This window comes from Pyxidicoccus trucidator (genome assembly GCF_010894435.1).
Lineage (GTDB): Bacteria > Myxococcota > Myxococcia > Myxococcales > Myxococcaceae > Myxococcus > Myxococcus trucidator.
Genome location: NZ_JAAIXZ010000017.1, coordinates 212,459 through 228,080 on the forward strand (window position 1 = coordinate 212,459; position 15,622 = coordinate 228,080).

Genomic DNA, 15,622 nt, shown 5'->3' on the forward strand with positions numbered 1-15,622 from the left:
GCAGGCTGGGGCCTACCCGACAGTCGGGCTGTCATGCTCCCGACATTCGCTGGTGGCGCATGGAGGGTTGGAATGAAGCCTGGAGTCATGACGTGGAGCCTGTGGGTGGTGGCGCTGCTCGCCTCTGGGAGCGCGAGCGCGGACCTGGCCCGGCGCCGGGACGCCATCGTCGAGGTCGTCCAGAAGGTCTCCCCCGCTGTCGTCTACATCGGCACCGAGCAGGAGGTGGAGTCCCGCTTCCGGGGCCGGCGCTCCCCTCTGGAGGAGTTCTTCGGCGGCATGGGCGGAGACCCGGAGCGCCAGAAGATTGAGGGCCTGGGCAGCGGCGCCATCATCGACGCGTCCGGCATCATCGTCACCAATGACCACGTCATCCGTGGCGCCTCCGCCATCCATGTGATTCTGGCGGACGGTCGCTCGTTCGAAGCGGAGGTGATTGGCAGCGATGCGGGCAACGACCTGGCCGTGCTCAAGGTCAACGCGCGCGAGCCGCTGCCCACCGCGAAGCTGGGCACCAGCTCGGACCTGATGATTGGTGAGACGGTGGTGGCCATCGGCAGCCCGTTCGGCCTGAGCAAGACGGTGACGGCGGGCGTGGTCTCCGCCGTGGGCCGCACCTTCCGAGCGGACGGGCGCGTCTACAACGACTTCGTCCAGACGGACGCGGCCATCAACCCCGGCAACTCGGGCGGCCCGCTGCTCAACGTGGACGGTGAAATCATCGGCATCAACACCGCCATCTTCGGCGGCGGCGCGCAGGGCATCGGCTTCGCGATTCCGGCGGACAAGGTGCGGCGCATCGTCGATGAGCTGACCCGCTTCGGAAAGGTGCGCCCCGCGTGGGTGGGCATCGACACGGTGGACCTGGCTCCGCGCGTGGCCCGGCAGCTCGGGTGGGACCGCGCCTACGGCGCGCTGGTGTCCACCGTGGAGCCCGGCAGCCCCGCGGCCCAGGCCGGCGTGAAGCGTGGAGACGTGGTGGCGGAGCTGGGCGGCTCGCGCATCGAGGACGCCGAGGACTTCGACACGCGCGTGCGCGGCTACCCCGCCCGCTCGCCCTTCCCCCTGGTCCTCTTCCGAGAGGGCGGCGTGCGCACGGTGCAGGTGACGCCTACGGAATTCCCCGCTCGCATGGTCGAGGGGCTGGCTTGGGAGCGGCTGGGACTCAGGGTGCGGGAGGGCAAGCGGGCGCTGGCGGTGGCGGGCGTGCGTCCCGAATCGGTGGCGGCCGAGGTGGGGCTGGAGCCGGGGGACGTCATCCTGCGGGTGAACAACCAGCTGGTGCCCACGGCGGAGGCGTTCCGGGAGGCGCTGCTGACGGCGCGACGCGGACGGAGCGTGTTGCTGCTCGTGCAGCGGGGCCGGTACGGGTACCACATCACGCTGCCCTTCGAGCAGGGCCAGGGGCAGCGGCTCTAGGGCACTTCGTCCAGGACCGCCCTCCCTGGATTTCGGGACCCGCGAGTCTCGAACTAGCATGGGGGGTATGAGTTCCGTTCGTTACCAGTCCCTCGGTCCCCTGCTGGCGGGGGAAGGCTCGCGTGCCTTCCTCGGCCTTGCCCTTGAGGACGGCGCGCCCCCCCGCCCCGTGGTGCTCATCTGGGCGCCGCAGGAGATTGCCCAGAACCCGGAGATGACGGCGAGGCTGACGCGAGAGACGTCGCGCGCGCTCGTCTTCGAGCACCCCAACATCCTCCGCGTCCACGGCCTGGCGGTACAGGACGGCGGCGTGGCGCGCGTCACCGAGTTCGCCGACGGCGAGCCCCTGCGCCGCCTGCTGGAGGCCCACCCCCGCCTGCCGCCGCAGTTCGCCGCGCTCGTCGTCGCGGACGCGGCCATGGGCCTGCACTACGCGCACGTCGCCGGCAATGACGACGGCACGCCACTGGTGCACGGCGACATCCGCCCGGAGACGCTGATGCTCTCCTTCGGCGGCGTGACGAAGGTGACGGGCTACGGCGCCCTCGGCGTGGCCCCGCGCGAGAAGGACGGCAAGCGCGTGAAGAACCGGCGCAAGTACAGCGCGCCCGAGCAGCTCCTGGGTGGCCGCGAGGCCGTCAACGTGCAGTCGGACGTGTTCCTGCTGGGGCTCGTGCTGCACGAGAGCCTGTCGGGGAAGATGCCGTTCAAGGAGACGGCGGACCCGGACAAGGCCGTGCTCAACCGCTCCCTGCCGCCGCTGCCGCAGGACGTGCCGCTGAAGATTGACGCGGTGGTGCGCAAGGCGACCACGAAGCGCGCGTATGACCGGTATCCGTCGGCGCTCGCGTTCCGTGAGGCGCTGGTGGAGGCGGTGGGCACGCTGCCCACGCATGCGCAGTTCGCCGAGTTCATGGCGAAGTACTTCCCGCCGGAGAACGAGGCGCGGTCGGCGCGGCGCCGGGTGATTGAGACGGGTATCGCGGAGGTGATGCAGAAGGCGGGAGTCTCGCCCCCCGTGGTGGCCGAGTTCCTCGCGCGCGGGACGCTGCCTGCGGGAGTGTTGCCCGCGAAGTGGCCGGCGCTGCCGGGACAGCTCTCCGTGTCGGGCCCCGTGAATCTGAGCAGCGCTGCTTCGGCGGGTCCCGAGGAAGGTGCTTCCGTTCAGGGCACTCCGGCGGCGGCGAGCTCCGGTCCGACCACGGGTTCTCACGCGCAGGTGGCGGCGGCCGGGAGCTCCGCGCAGGCGCCCATCACGGGCAGCGCGCCAGTGGTGCCGGCCGCGAGCGCGACGGTGACGACGGGGTCGCATGCGCAGGTGTCGGCCAGCGGCTCTCACGCACAGATTCCGAGCGGGACGGGGGCTGAGCAGACCGCACCGGCCTCCTCTGCTTCCGCGCAGGGCCCGGCCAGCGGCTCTCACCCACAGCTCCCGGGTGGGTCGGCCTCCGCAACGGGTTCGAATGCCACCGTTGCGCCCTCGCATGGGACGACGGGCTCGAATGGAACGGTGGCTCCCGCCGCTTCGGCTGCGGCCTCTACTGCTTCGGGCGCGTCACCTGCCGTCGGTGGGCAGCCGCCCAAGGGCGTTCCGTCCGCGGCGCAGGTTCCTCCGGCCGCCGTGGTGGCCTCGCAGCAGCCGTCACGCTCCTGGGTGGGGTTCATCGTCGTGGGGCTGGTGCTGACGCTCGGCGCGGGCGCCATCGTGCTCAAGCGGCTGCCCTCGAACATCGAGGCGGAAGTCGATGCGGGAGACCCCGCGTCCATGGCACTGCTGGCGACCGCCGACGCAGGGCCGGTGGATGCCGGTGTCGTGGACGCGGGCATCCCGACGGGCATGCTGGACCTCACCGTCGAGCCGCGCGTGGAAGCGTCCGTGCCTGGCATCTACCTGGGACGCACACCGCTGTCCGCGTCGCTACCGGCGGGCCGGCACGTGCTGACGCTCAGCAACCCCGTGCTCGGCATCCAGGTGACTCGCACCATCACCGTGCCGGCGGGTGGCCGCACCGCGCAGCAGTTCTTCCTCAACAAGGGCTTCGCCACCGTGCGCGCGCCGAAGGGCGCCATCGTCACCATCGACGGTCGCCTCGTGGGTGCTGCTCCCGTCGAGGAGCTGGACCTCTACGAGGGCACGCACCAGCTCCTCGTCGTCGTGAACAACGCGCGCTGGCAGCGGACCTTCAAGATGGAGCCCGGTCAGCGCGTTGCCTTCGACGTGGACTTCGAGGCACCCGTCGAGGAGTAGCGGGCATCCGCTGGAACCCCCGCGCCGTCATCCGAGGCGCGGGGGCAGGTGCACAAGCGCGAGCTCCCTGGCAGCGCGCTACGCGCTCTTGCGCCGCCGCATCATCGCCTCGTACGAGCGGCCCACGCTCTGCGAGAGGATGAGCAGCTCGCCCACGTCCGGCGGGGTGAGCTGGTCGGGCCCGTTGTCCACGTAGAGCAGGTGCACCACCTTGCCGCGCACCAGCAGCGGCAGGATGACGGCTGTCGTCGGGAAGCCGCCGCCCAGCAACTTGTAGAACACGCCCATCGCCGCGTCCCGCTTCACCGGGCCGATGTAGTGCGAGCGCGTGTCGCGCACCAACCGGAAGGTGCTCTGCTCCCTCAGCGCCACGCCGATGCGCCGCACCGCCGGCTCGCGCACGCCGGTGCCCATGCCGTGCCAGCCCGTCACCAGGCTGCCCTGCACCGACAGCAGCAGGTTCCGCTTCCACTTGCCCAGCGCGAAGCGCAGCACCGTGCGCGCCACGTCCTCGCGGTCCGAGCTGCGCGCCAGCTCCGCCTGCGCCTCCGCGAACGTCATCGGCGTCGGTGGCGGCTCCGGAGGCCGCTGCACCGGCACCGCCTGCGGAGGCGGCACCGCCGTCGGAGCCGCCGCCACGGGCACTGCCGGGCGCTGCGGCTGCGTCGGAGGCACAAACACCACCGGCGGCGGCGTCATCGGGAAGGGCTGCGCGGGCACCACCGGACGCGGCGGCTGCACCGGCACCTGCGCCGCCGGAGGCGCGACCGGAGCCACGGGCCGCTGCATCACCGGGGCTTCTGGCATCGGCAGGGGCTCCATCACCTCCACCCCGGTGATGACCTCCTCCTCGCCCATGTCCCCTTCGTAGTCCGCCCCTCCGCGCAAGGCCTGAGCGTAGACGGACTGGAACTCCTCCTCGCTCATCAGGTCCGGCGCCTTCTCGGACGCCTTCGCCAGCTCCGCCTGCGAGCCCGGCGCGGGCCTCGGGCGGATGGCATTCACGTCGATGGCGCGCAGTGAGCGGAACGCCTTGCAGTAGCGGCGCAGCAGCTGGTTCATCCGGAACTCGGGGATGACCACCGGCACCACCCGCTTGCCCGTCTTGAAGGCAATCGAGTCCAGCGTCTCGAAGTCGTGCGGGTTGAGCACGGCGATGCTCAGCCGCGTCGAGTCCACCCGCATGGGCAGGTACTCCTTGTCGTCCGCGTGGTTCGACGACACGAGCGCCATCGCCTTCGGGTCCGGCACCAGCTCCCCGGACGCAAACGCGGTGTTGTGCAGTTGACCCAGCGTCTTCGCCAGGTCCTGCTCGGACACCAGCCCGAGCTCCACGAGGTTCGTCCCGAGCCGCCCGCCGTGCACCACCTGTGCCTCGAGCGCCTCCTCGAGTCCCTCGGCGGTGACGAGACCTTCCTTCAGGAGCATTTCACCCAGGCGCATGGCCTCCGCTTGTAGCCGTGCCCCGTCCCGCTCCGCAAGCGCGCCCACACCCGGCGCGCGGTGGCGCTAGTCCTCGGGGTGGTGGCTGAGCGCCACCCGGTTGCCCTCCGGGTCCCTCACGTACACCGACCACCGCGTCTCGTGCTCCAGGGGGACCCCCGCCCGGGCGAGCGCCTCCACCGCGCCGGCCCGTCCGGACTTCGGAATCCGGAACGCCAGCAGCAGCAGGCCCGGCCGCTCGTGGCGGAACGGGCTGGGCTCCGGCTCCGTCCCCGCTGCCTCGATGGCCAGGAAGCCGCCTCCGGGCACGCCCACCCAGATGCTCCTCAGGGAGCCGTCCGGCCTCAGGTGCCGGGTCAGCTCGGGGAAGCCGAGCAGGTCCCGGTAGAAGGCGGTCACCCGCTCGATGTCCCTCGCCTGGATGGCCACATGGTGGAAGCCCTGAACGTCCATGGCGCGGATGCTATGGTCTGCGCGCTCATGGCGCGACTGCTCGTCGTCGAAGACAACCACGAACTGGCTTCCCTCATCGTCTCCGCGGCCGAGAGCCGGGGGCATGAGGCGCGCGCCGCCTATACCGGCGAGGCCGCCCTGGAGGCACTCGGCCCCGGCTCCAAGTGGGACATCGCCCTCGTGGACCTGCTGCTGCCGGACATCCGCGGCAGCGAGGTGCTGGGCGCGCTGCGCGCCCACGGCATCCCCGCTGTCGCCGTCAGCGGCGTCTACAAGGGGGACCGCTTCGCCCAGGAGGCCGTCCAGGTCCACGGCGCCCGCGCCTTCTTCTCCAAGCCCTTCGAGCTGAACGCCGTCATGGAAGCCCTGGAGGAGGCGGGTGGAATCTCACCCGAGCCCCGCGCGTCCCCCCCCGTGCCGGAGTCCGCGCCGCCCGACGAGCTCCTCGACGAGGACGACCTCATCGTCCTGGAGGAGCTGGCTCCCGAGCCCGAAGAGGGCGACGCCGCCTCCTCCTTGCACTCCGTGGCCGAGACGGAGGCACTGCCCGTCCCGGACGATGGTGAGCACGCCCTCCCGCTGCCCTTCGAGCGGCGCGAGAAGGTGTGGAGCCCCACCGCCGCCTCCCCGGCCACCCCCTCGCGCGGCACCCTGCCCGAGTGGACGCTCGCGGGAGACCTCAAGGACACCTCCGTCGCGCGGCTGCTGAACGCGTACTACGAGGCGCGCCACCACGGAGAGCTGAAGCTCAAGCAGGGCTCCATCCTCAAGGTCGTCTACTTCGAGGCCGGCCGCATCGTGTACGCCGCCTCCAACCTGGGCCAGGAGCGCTTCGGCCGCTTCTGCGTCCGCCGAGGCGTGCTGCCCGAGGCCCGCCTGGCCGAGGTGGCCGCGTACGCGAAGGAGCACGGCCTGCGCACCGGCGAGGCCATGCTGCGCCTGGGCCTCATGGACGCCGCGCGGCGCCAGCAGCTCCTAGAGGAGCAGGTGAAGGAAATCATCTGGTCCACCTTCACCTGGACGGAGGGCCAGTACGGCTTCAGCGCCATGCGGCCGCAGCGCGCGGACCTGGTGAAGCTGTCCGTCTTCCCCGGGGACCTGGTGCTGGAGGGCATGGAGAAGACGGAGACGCTGGTGGCGCTGCGCCAGCGCATGCCGCCCTCGCGCCGCCTCTTCCCCACCGCGGACCCGCCGTATGGCCTGCACGAGCTGAAGCTGCAGGGGCCGCAGGCGCTGCTGCTCGCGTACGCGGACGGCAGCAAGACGGTGGAGGACCTGCTCGCGCTCACGGACCTGTCCGAGCGTCAGGCCCTGGCCACGCTGCGCGGCCTGGAGCTGCTCGGCGTGCTGGAGGAGCGGCCCGAAGCCCCGAGCCGCCGCCACCGCATCACCTTCGGCCTCTAGCCCGCCGCGCCGTCCCGACGGCGGCGCAGCAGCCGCGCCAGCGCCAGCAGCCCGAACACGGCCGCGCCCGAGCCCGTCCCCGCTCCCGAGCAGCCACACCCGGAGGTGGCCTGCTCCTCGGGCAGGGGCGCGGACACCGGCACGCCGTTGAGCAGCACCTCTCCACCGAAGTGGGGCGAGGTCAGCAGCCGGGGACGCGCCACGTAGGTCAGCACGGCGGTGCCGCTCGCCGGCAGCGGGATGCCCTCCACCGCGAAGCCGTCCTCTCGCGCCTCCTCCGCCATGGGCTGGCCGTCCACCTTCACGCTGCCGGGCAGCCACTCCAGCCCCTGCACCTGCTCCACGTGGCGCAGGCCGGACACCGGGCACTCCGTGGTGTTGCGCAGCCGCACCACCACGCCCACCAGGCCATTCTCCGAGCCCGTGGGGGACTCCGTCTCATGCGTCAGGTCCACGAAGGGCTCGGTGGTGATGGGCACCACGTGCTCGGTGGTGGCCGTCCTGCCGCCGGCCGCCTCCGCGGTGACGCGCAGGGTGATGGACTCGCCCACCAGCCCCTCCAGCCCCGTCTCCTGCGTGCGGGGGGTGACGCTCTCACCGGACAGCGCGTCCTCCGTGAGCGCGGGCCCGTCCACCTGCGTCCACAAGAGGGCCGCCGTGCGGCAGGCACCGGCGGGAATCGCCTGGGTGAGCGTGCCGGTGACACCCTCGCCACAGCGGGCCACCAGCGCCCCACCCTCCAGCGCGCCCAGCCGGACGTCCCGAGCGGGCACCGTCACCCGCGCCTCCGCGGTGCCTCCGTTGCTCCGGGGCTGGCCGCTGTCGTCGAGGAGCGCGCCCTGGACGAGGTACTCCGTGGCATCGCAGGTCTCCGGCACCGGCGGACTCCAGGACCCCGGCACGGACACCACCTCGGATGCCAGCTCCGGCCCGCCCGTTCCCTCGCTGAGCGCCATGCGCGCCCGCAGGGCGTACTCGCCCGGGCAGAGCAGCGACGTGCCCAGGTTGACGTCCACCTGCTGGTCCGCCGCGGGCACCGCCGTCAGGTTCAGCCCGGCGGTGGTGGCGTCCTCCTCCGGGGGCTCCGCGACCACGCGAACCTGCGCCTCGGTGCCTTCCTGGAGGCCGCCCTCGATGGAGTTGATGCGGTTCCTCGCGGTGAGCGACAGCGTGGCGCGCGCGCACGCGGCGGCCTCCACCCGGAGCGCTCCGCTCACCACCTCGGACGCGAGCGAGACGGTGCCGCCGTCCGAGTCCTTCACGGTGAGGCCCGGGGGCACGCCCTCCCCTGGCGCGGTCAGCCGCCACACCGTCTCCACCGGGGGCAGGTCCGGCGTGCCGGGAGCGCAGGGGAGCAGCGCGTCGGGCGCCACCTCCACACCCGCGTCCGGGCCAGAGGCCAGAGCCCGCTCCGCGTCCGGGTCGAAGGGCGAGGAAGGCCGTCCCCAGGCAGTCACCGTCACGGCGAAGCTCGTGGGAGGCGACGCCAGGCCGCCCTCATCCAGGCCCTGCACCGTGTACGTGTAGACGGTGCCAGCTCGCGAGCACACGAAGTCCGGAGGCGTGAAGGTGGCCGTTCCGTCGGGGGCCGTGGCAAGGGCAGGCTGGCCAGCGCCTCCGTCCCACCTGTAGCCCACCGTGGCGCAAGCGCCCGCCGGGGGAGGCGTCGCCGTGAAGACCCTCGGCGGTCCAGCCGCGGGGGTCGAGGCCGCCGTGGGCGTTACCCCCGGCGCCTGGGGGCCCTGCTGGTTGACGATGGTGACGCTCAGGCCCGCGCCCTGGTCATGCGCCCCCAGGCCATCCGACGCCCAGAGGTTCAGCACCCGCGTCTCGTCCTTGCAGACCTCTCCTCGTGGGGAAATCACGAGGTCCAACGTGTCCGGCTGGGCCGCGGCGCTCACGTCCAGCAGGTCCGCCGCCGCCAGCGCATCCACCGAGACACGTACCGCGTCGCCGTCATCATCCGTCGCGGTGACCTGGACCGCGACGGGCCCGCTCCCCTCGTTGATGGGCCGGGCCTGCGTGCCCGTGAGGAACCGGGGCGACGCCGCGTTGGTGTAGAGGATGAGGTTGTCGCTGGAGTCGCCCGGGCTGTCCAGGGTGATGACGCAGAAGGCGGAGCCCACACAGCCCACCTCCACCGCGCGCACCGGCAGGGGGCTGGCCGCGAACTCAGGATGGACGCGCCACAGCGTCCCCGCATCGGACGCGCTGTCGGTCGGCACGGCGCCCAGCACCACGGGGATTCCGCCGGCCCCCGTCCCCACCGCCAGGCCAAAGCCCTCGCCGCGCACGCTTCCCGTGCCGGTGTTCACATCCACGGAGGTGATGCCCAGGGGCGTCCCACCATCGAGCACCGTGACGCGCGAGAACGGAGGGGAGATGGACCCGGGCACGACCGGCGGCGGCACGAGCTGTCCCCGGAAGAGCCCGTCGCTGTTGCCGAAGAGCGCTATCGGATGGGGCCCGTCCGCGGCGATGAGGTCCACCGTCGCGGGAGGCACCGTCGTCAGGGCGTCGGAGATGGAGACCTCCGCCATCTCGTCACGCCCCTGGTACCACAGGAACTCGGAGGCGCCGCTGCGGACGTGGAAGAGGGCCTGGGTACCGCTGGCCGTCTCCGTCACTCCCATCACCGTCGTGGGCGTGTACACGGGGTTGGAGATGGTCAGCCAATCCCAGGGAGGGTCTCCGACCTCCGCCAGGGGCGCGTAGAGCAGCTCGAGCGTGGCCGTGTCGAGTCGCACCATCGCATAGCCGGTCCCCGAGGGCGTGAAGCGCACCCGCTGCACGGCGCGGGTGCTGATGTTCGGGTTGTCGGGGCTGATGTTCCCGGAGGCCAGGCAGTTCTGGACGCTGGACAAGCTACCGTTGGGCGCGACGACGGCGAAGCAGCCCAGGGGAGACAGGAAGGTGCCGGGCGCCCTCCCCTCGAAGAACTCCACCGGGGGGTCGGCATTCCTCCGGAGCTCTGCCTTGACGGTCGACGTCACCGAGAACACGCCAGGCGCCCACAGGTCCACGTTCACGGGGACGCCATCCACGCCGGACGGCGCACTCGATGCGTGCGCCACCGCGGAGAGACCCAGACAGAGGCTGAAGATGGCGGCGCGCACGGAGTGCTCCTAGTAGGCCACTTCGGCTCGCAGGTAGAGCCGGTCCTGATTCTCCGACGAGTCGGCCGTCAGACCCAAACCGCTGAAGCCGAGCAGTGTGTACCCGGTGGCCACTCGTAGACGTTCGTCCACCCGGTATGCGACCTCCACCCTCACGGCCGTCAGCCGCTCGCCCTCCGGTGAAGCCGTCCTGCGCGCCAGCTCGGCCGCCACCTCCAGGCCGCCCACCACCCGCACCGCCGGGCGCACCGTGCCCGTCCACACCCAGCGCACCGAGTCCTCCAGGCTGGAGCGGCCCGCGTGCAGGCCCGCCCCCACGGAGACCCGGTCTCCCGCCTGGACGGCCGGCAGCAGGGAGAAGATCTGTAGCGCCCGGTCACCGAAGGCGGCGCGCGCGCCGGGCAGCAGCTCGCGGGTGATGGCGTAGCGTCCCACCACCAGCCACGGCCCGGGACGCCACGCCACCGCAGCGTAGCCCTCCACGAACCTCGCTTCGAGCGCCTCCTCATTGACGGTGCGGGAGAAGTCCACGCGGCCGGAGGCCGTCACGTCCTCGCGCAGCTCCGCCTGGGCGGCCAGCGCCACCACCGTCTGCAAGCGGTCCACCGGCGTCTGGGCGCCGCGCTCCGGCGTGCCCTCCTCCCGGCGCAGCTCCACTCGGCCCTCCACGCGCAGGCGCGCCAGCAGGAGCTGACCGAAGACGCCCGCGGTGTCCCGCCTCAGCGCGCTGTCCACGTCCAGCAGGCTGCGCACGCCGCGCTCGTAGCGGGCACCCATGCTGAAGCTGCCCGTCACCTGCTGCTGGAGCCCCACCGCCCGCGCCAGCCGCACGGTGGTGGCGTCATGCGCGCCCACGTCCTCCACGAAGAGCGCGGTGCCGCTGTCCGGCAGCTCCGTGCGCGCACCCGTCAGCGTCCGGCCCGCGCCGAAGTCCGGCCCGTCCACGTCCACCGAGTAGCCGCCGTAGTAGACGTCCTGCCCGCTCCGCGACTCCACGTTGGCCCACGCGCGCGGGCCCAGGTCCGGGCCCCAGCCGCCGTGCACCCCCACCCGGGTGTCCCGCGCCACGTCCACGTCCGCGCCCGCCGAGGTGAAGGTGTCATCCATCCGCCCCGGGCCCTCGCCGTGCAGCGCCAGCGTCTGGCGGTGCGCCGCCCGCAGCGACAGGCGCTCGGACACGCGCCAGGTGCCCGCCACCCCCGCCGAGGTACGGCCTCCGAAGAGCGCCGGGCCCACGCCGGGGACCTCCGCGGCGCTCAGCCGCGAGTCGCGCACCTCCAGCTGCACGCCCCAGACCGACTCCTCCCAGCCCACGCCCGCGCCCACCGTGCGCGCGGAGAACGGGGTGTCCATGAAGGGCTCCCGGGGGTCGGCCGAGCGACGCTCATCCGCCAGCAGCGTCAGGCGCAGGCGTCCCAGCGGCTGGCGCACGCGCAGCGAGCTCTGCCGGAACAGGGCCGCCTCCGCGTGTGCCCCGTCCGAGAAGCCCTTCGCGCGCAGTCGGAAGGCGGCGTCCACCGCGCTTCCCGAGCCACCCAATGGCCCCGGCCCACGCACCCGCAGGCCCAGCGCCTCGCCCTCCGTCCCCAGCGCCACCCGGGGGCGGATGAAGCTGAGGCCGCCGTCGTCCGACACGCCGAAGAGCTCCGGTGCCACCGCCGTGCCGCGACTGGAGGCCACCTCTGCCTGCAGGGTGTACGCGCCCAGCGCCGCGCGCGCCCGGCCGCTGTAGAGCGTGTACGGCCGGCCCTCGCGGCCCTCGCGCACCGCGGCGAAGCCCACGCGCGCGCCGAGCCACTCGGCCCACACCTCACCACCGGCCGTGTCGTCGGCATCCGCCGCCCGCAGCGCCGCGTAGTCCACCACCAGCACCGGCTCGGGCGCCTCCGTGGGAGAGCCCGTGCGCAGCCAGGACTCGCCCGCGAGGAAGGACAGCGGGCGCGACAGGAGGATGCGGCCGGCGAAGTAGTCGATGTCGTAGTCGCGCCCGCGCACCAGGTGCCGCTCCGCCAGCGGCAGGCCGGTGACGCCGTCGCGCACCTCCACGCGCACCAGCTCCGAGCCCTCCGCCACCGACACCGCGCCCAGGTAGTAGAGGCTGCCGCCGGTGGCGCGCAGCTCCTCGTGCGCCGGCACCGCCGTGAGCAGGCGGCTCGGGTCCGAGAGACTCCCACCAAACGCCTCCACGCCCGCGCGCGCCGCGTCGTCCTCCTGCGGCCCCGTCTTCAGCTCCAGGTAGGGGCCGAAGAGCGGCCGGTGGTAACGGCCCACCTCGCCGTCCTGCACGAGCGCCCGGTACGTGCCCAGGCCGGCGCGTCCGTAGTCCTCGTGCCGGGCCTCCAGCCGCAGGCGGCCCTCCGCGGCGTTGGGCGTCAGCGATACCGAGTCGTCGCCCCACTCCGCGGGCGTGAGGTCCAGGTCCGGCACGCGCTCGAAGCGCTCGGGCACGCGCGGGCGCAGCCAGTCCGGTAGGCTGGCGCCGTGCAGCGTGCGCCCGTCCGTGTCGCGCAGGTCCAGCTCGCCCACCAGCTCCACGTCGCCCACTCGCAGCTCGCCATGGACGGAGCCGCGGCCGCGCAGCTGCACGTCGCCATTCGCGGGCGCCCACGTGGCCTCCACGTCCAGCAGGCCCACGGCGAAGGGCTTCGCGGCGGCGTCAATCTCCAGCGTCTCGTCGCGCGGCGCCTCGCCCGGGACTTCCAGGTGGAGCGGCACCGCGTTGAGCCCCGGTGCCAGCGCCACCGGCACCTCCACGCTGCCCTCCCGCCCCACCACGCGCTCACCCTCGGGCGTGCGCACGCGTGTGCCCTCCGGCGCCTCCACGCGCAGCCGGGTGGTGCCGCTCGCCACCTGCTCATCCCGCCCGGCGGGAAGCTGGAGCGAGCCCGCGGGCTCCACCGGCCGGGGTGCCACCAGCCACCCGTCCTCGCGGCGCACCACGTCCACGCGCTGGCGGAAGAGGCGCACCGCCCCGTCCGGCGCGGTGGCGGTGATGGCCAGCGTGTTCTCTCCCACCACCAGCGGGACGAGCGCGCTCCACGCGCCCTCCGCGTCCACCTCCGCCTCCACGCCCGCCACGGTGACGCGGTCTCCCCGGGCCGCCTGTCCGGCCACGCGGAAGCGCACCGCGCCCTCGCCGGCCACCAGCTCCGCCACCGGCGGCACCGCCGCGTAGGACAGCGCCAGCGGCGGCGCCTGCGTGGCCACGCTGCGCACGGCGAAGTCCTGGAGGACGACGGCGCCCCAGGGCACCTCCACGGTGGCGGCCTCGGGCGTCACCCGGCTGGCGGCCGGCAACGAGCGTGGGTCCACCTTCAGCCGCTGGCGGCCCGGGCGCAGGTGCAGCCCACCCGTCGCGTCCGGCACGCGCGCGTCCACGCCGTTGACGTGGTAGCGGCCCCGCGCGTCCGTGCGCACCTCGCGGCCGGTGGTCAGCACCAGGCGCACGTCCGGCAGGCCCGGCTCGTCCGCGCCACAGCGCCCGTCACCATCCACGTCCTGGCACACGCGGCCTGCAATCGTGGAGGCCAGCGAAGCCGTGTCCGCGGACAGCCCCTGCGCCGCCGACAGGCCGGGCCACAGCAGCACGGCGCAGAGCACCTTCATCACGCGCCTCATGGCCTCACCTCGGCCAGCGCCGTCACACCGGTGCTCACGTCCGCCACGGAGACACCCACCGGGCCCGGGGCCCTCACGGTGAACGAAGTGCGGCCGCCTTCGACTGCCTCATCCACTCGCTCACCACCGGACAGCGCCACGTGCACCCTGCGGCCCTCCAGTACCTGCCCGCTCGCGTCCTCCACCCAGTACGTCACGCGAGTGCCCTCTACCTTCAGCCGGACGTTCACCGGGACTTCGGGCGCCAGCTTCACGGACTGCGACACGGCGGCCGGCACGAGCGGCGCCTCCAGCGGATACACCGGCCCGTCGGGCCCGAGCACATGGACGGTGCGCGCCAGTCCCGGCCACACCCCATGCATCACCTGCAGCGTGCCGGGCCGTGGCGGCCCCAGGCGCACCGTGCCGTCCGCGCCCGTCTCCACCGTCTGGCCATCCACGCGCAGGGGTTGAACCGGCACGGGCAACCCCGCCAGGTCCGATACGCCGGCATACAGCGCGCCGCCCTCGCGCCACACGGAGATGCGCGCGGGCTCGCTGCCCGCCGGCCCCCAGGCGCGGGCCCGCAGGCCGACCTCCGCCGCGTCACCCGAAGCAGGCGGAGTCCACGTGCTGGTGAAGGTGCCCGGCGGCAGCTCCACCGGCGGCGAGAAGGTGCCCACCGGCGCCAGCGTCTCCACCACCGCTCCAGGCCGGGGCCGGCCAAAGGCGTCGCGTGCCGTCACCTGGACCTCCGTGCGGGCGCCGTGGTGCACCAGCGCGTCGGACACGGACAGGCCCACCGTCGCCACCGGCCCCTGCACCAGCTGCAGCGCCAGTTCCTCACGTGAACCGGCGCCCCGCTGCGGCCACGCCGCGGTGATGCGCTCATCCTCGGCCAGCCCACGAGGCGCGGTGTAGCGCCACTCCAGCAGGCCGCCCTCCGCGCGCACCGGGCCACTCAGCGTCCCGTGCCGCGCCTGGGCCGTCACCTTCGCGTCCTCCACCGGCCGGCCCAGCGGGTCGCTCGTGGCGCAGACCAGCCGCGCCCGCGACGCGCCGTCCGCCGGCAGCCGCTGCGGTTGCAGCACGCACGCCAGCCCGTCAGTGGGCGGCAGCATCAGGTCGATGGGCATGCGCCGCACGTTGCCCACCCGGTCCACCACGCGGCCCTGCCCGATGCGGTGCCCCGGTGGGACGATGATGGGCAGGCGGAAGCGGCCGTCCGGGCCCGCCGCCACCGGGCCGAAGGACGTGCCCGCGATGTCGACGGAAATCTGCGCGTCCGGCTCGGTGGTGCCCGGCAGCGTCACCGTCGCGGCCAGCGGCACCAGCACGCGCCCATAGGCGCCGTGGATGGACTGCGGGCTGGGCCACGCGGAGAACGCCACCAGGATGGCCACCTCCGGGTAGCGCGTGTCCGGCAGCACGTAGCGAGCGCGGTAGGTGCCGGGCCCCGTCCGCTCCAGGCCCTCCACCCGGCCGATGCTGGCGCGCACCACCGGCGGCGCGCCGCTGTCATCCGCGGCGCCGTCCGGCCGCAGCAGCCGCACCGTGAGCACCGCCTCCTTGTCCTTCCCCTTCACCGGCGCGGCAGGCTCCAGCGCCAGCCGCACCTCGGTGCCCGGCGGCCCCACGCCGTAGCGCGCCTGGGCCTCCAGCCCGTCCACCCGCGCGCGCACCACCACGTCGCGCGCGCCCGGCTGCGGCACCACCCGGAAGGAGCGCAGCGGCGGCTGCTCGGGGCCGTCCCGCAGCTCCGCGCCCTCCGCCACCACCGACACGGCGCCTGTCGGCACCAGCGCGCCAGCGGCGTCGCGCCGCGCCACCGCCAGGAGGAAGCCATCCGGCGCCACGGCGGACGACGGCCCGAGGAACTCGAGCGTGTCCGCCCAGGCCGGGGCGCACAGCAGCAGCAATGCTGAGAGGAGGAACCGGTTCA

8 protein-coding genes are annotated in these 15,622 nt (G+C 73.5%); 3 read left to right on the forward strand and 5 right to left on the reverse strand.

Features of this window, described 5'->3' with window-relative positions; translation table 11 throughout:
• Positions 1 to 72: 72 nt before the first annotated feature.
• Positions 73 to 1,419 carry a trypsin-like peptidase domain-containing protein gene (locus G4D85_RS36895; protein ID WP_164018791.1) on the forward strand — a complete coding sequence of 449 codons (1,347 nt, stop codon included), beginning with the start codon at positions 73 to 75 and terminating at the stop codon, positions 1,417 to 1,419.
• A gap of 67 nt (positions 1,420 to 1,486) precedes the next feature.
• Entirely contained in the window at positions 1,487 to 3,667 is a 2,181-nt protein-coding gene (locus tag G4D85_RS36900; protein WP_164018792.1) for a serine/threonine-protein kinase, read from the forward strand.
• A gap of 78 nt (positions 3,668 to 3,745) precedes the next feature.
• On the opposite strand, the gene G4D85_RS36905 is transcribed toward G4D85_RS36900, so the two are convergent.
• Positions 3,746 to 5,110, reverse strand: coding sequence for a GspE/PulE/PilB domain-containing protein (locus G4D85_RS36905; protein WP_164018793.1), 1,365 nt, complete (start codon positions 5,108 to 5,110; stop codon positions 3,746 to 3,748).
• 66 nt (positions 5,111 to 5,176) lie between these two features.
• A complete protein-coding gene (locus G4D85_RS36910) occupies positions 5,177 to 5,563 on the reverse strand; it encodes a VOC family protein (protein WP_164018794.1) in 387 nt (128 codons plus the stop codon).
• 12 nt (positions 5,564 to 5,575) lie between these two features.
• On the opposite strand from G4D85_RS36910, the gene G4D85_RS36915 reads away from it, so the two are divergent.
• The gene (locus G4D85_RS36915) at positions 5,576 to 6,967 is read left to right on the forward strand and encodes a response regulator (protein ID WP_164018844.1); all 1,392 of its coding nucleotides are present in this window, start codon (positions 5,576 to 5,578) and stop codon (positions 6,965 to 6,967) included.
• On the opposite strand, the gene G4D85_RS36920 is transcribed toward G4D85_RS36915, so the two are convergent.
• From G4D85_RS36920 to G4D85_RS36930, 3 genes are read right to left on the reverse strand one after another with little or no spacing between them, the layout of a single operon-like run.
• Entirely contained in the window at positions 6,964 to 10,083 is a 3,120-nt protein-coding gene (locus G4D85_RS36920) for an MYXO-CTERM sorting domain-containing protein (RefSeq protein WP_164018795.1), read from the reverse strand. The genes G4D85_RS36915 and G4D85_RS36920 overlap by 4 nt on opposite strands.
• A gap of 9 nt (positions 10,084 to 10,092) precedes the next feature.
• Complete coding sequence (locus G4D85_RS36925; protein WP_164018796.1) at positions 10,093 to 13,701, reverse strand: flagellar motor protein; 3,609 nt, start codon at positions 13,699 to 13,701, stop codon at positions 10,093 to 10,095.
• A complete protein-coding gene (locus G4D85_RS36930) occupies positions 13,698 to 15,599 on the reverse strand; it encodes a hypothetical protein (RefSeq protein ID WP_164018797.1) in 1,902 nt (633 codons plus the stop codon). Before G4D85_RS36930 ends, G4D85_RS36925 begins: the two co-directional genes overlap by 4 nt.
• Between the last annotated feature and the right edge of the window lie 23 nt (positions 15,600 to 15,622).

What these genes read in the sequence shown, in the direction of transcription:
- G4D85_RS36895 (WP_164018791.1), top strand. Translation starts at nt 73, where the DNA reads ATGAAGCCTGGAGTCATGACGTGGAGCCTGTGGGTGGTGGCGCTGCTC.
- G4D85_RS36900 (WP_164018792.1), top strand. Translation starts at nt 1,487, where the DNA reads ATGAGTTCCGTTCGTTACCAGTCCCTCGGTCCCCTGCTGGCGGGGGAA.
- G4D85_RS36905 (WP_164018793.1), bottom strand. Translation starts at nt 5,110, where the DNA reads ATGCGCCTGGGTGAAATGCTCCTGAAGGAAGGTCTCGTCACCGCCGAG.
- G4D85_RS36910 (WP_164018794.1), bottom strand. Translation starts at nt 5,563, where the DNA reads ATGGACGTTCAGGGCTTCCACCATGTGGCCATCCAGGCGAGGGACATC.
- G4D85_RS36915 (WP_164018844.1), top strand. Translation starts at nt 5,576, where the DNA reads ATGGTCTGCGCGCTCATGGCGCGACTGCTCGTCGTCGAAGACAACCAC.
- G4D85_RS36925 (WP_164018796.1), bottom strand. Translation starts at nt 13,701, where the DNA reads ATGAGGCGCGTGATGAAGGTGCTCTGCGCCGTGCTGCTGTGGCCCGGC.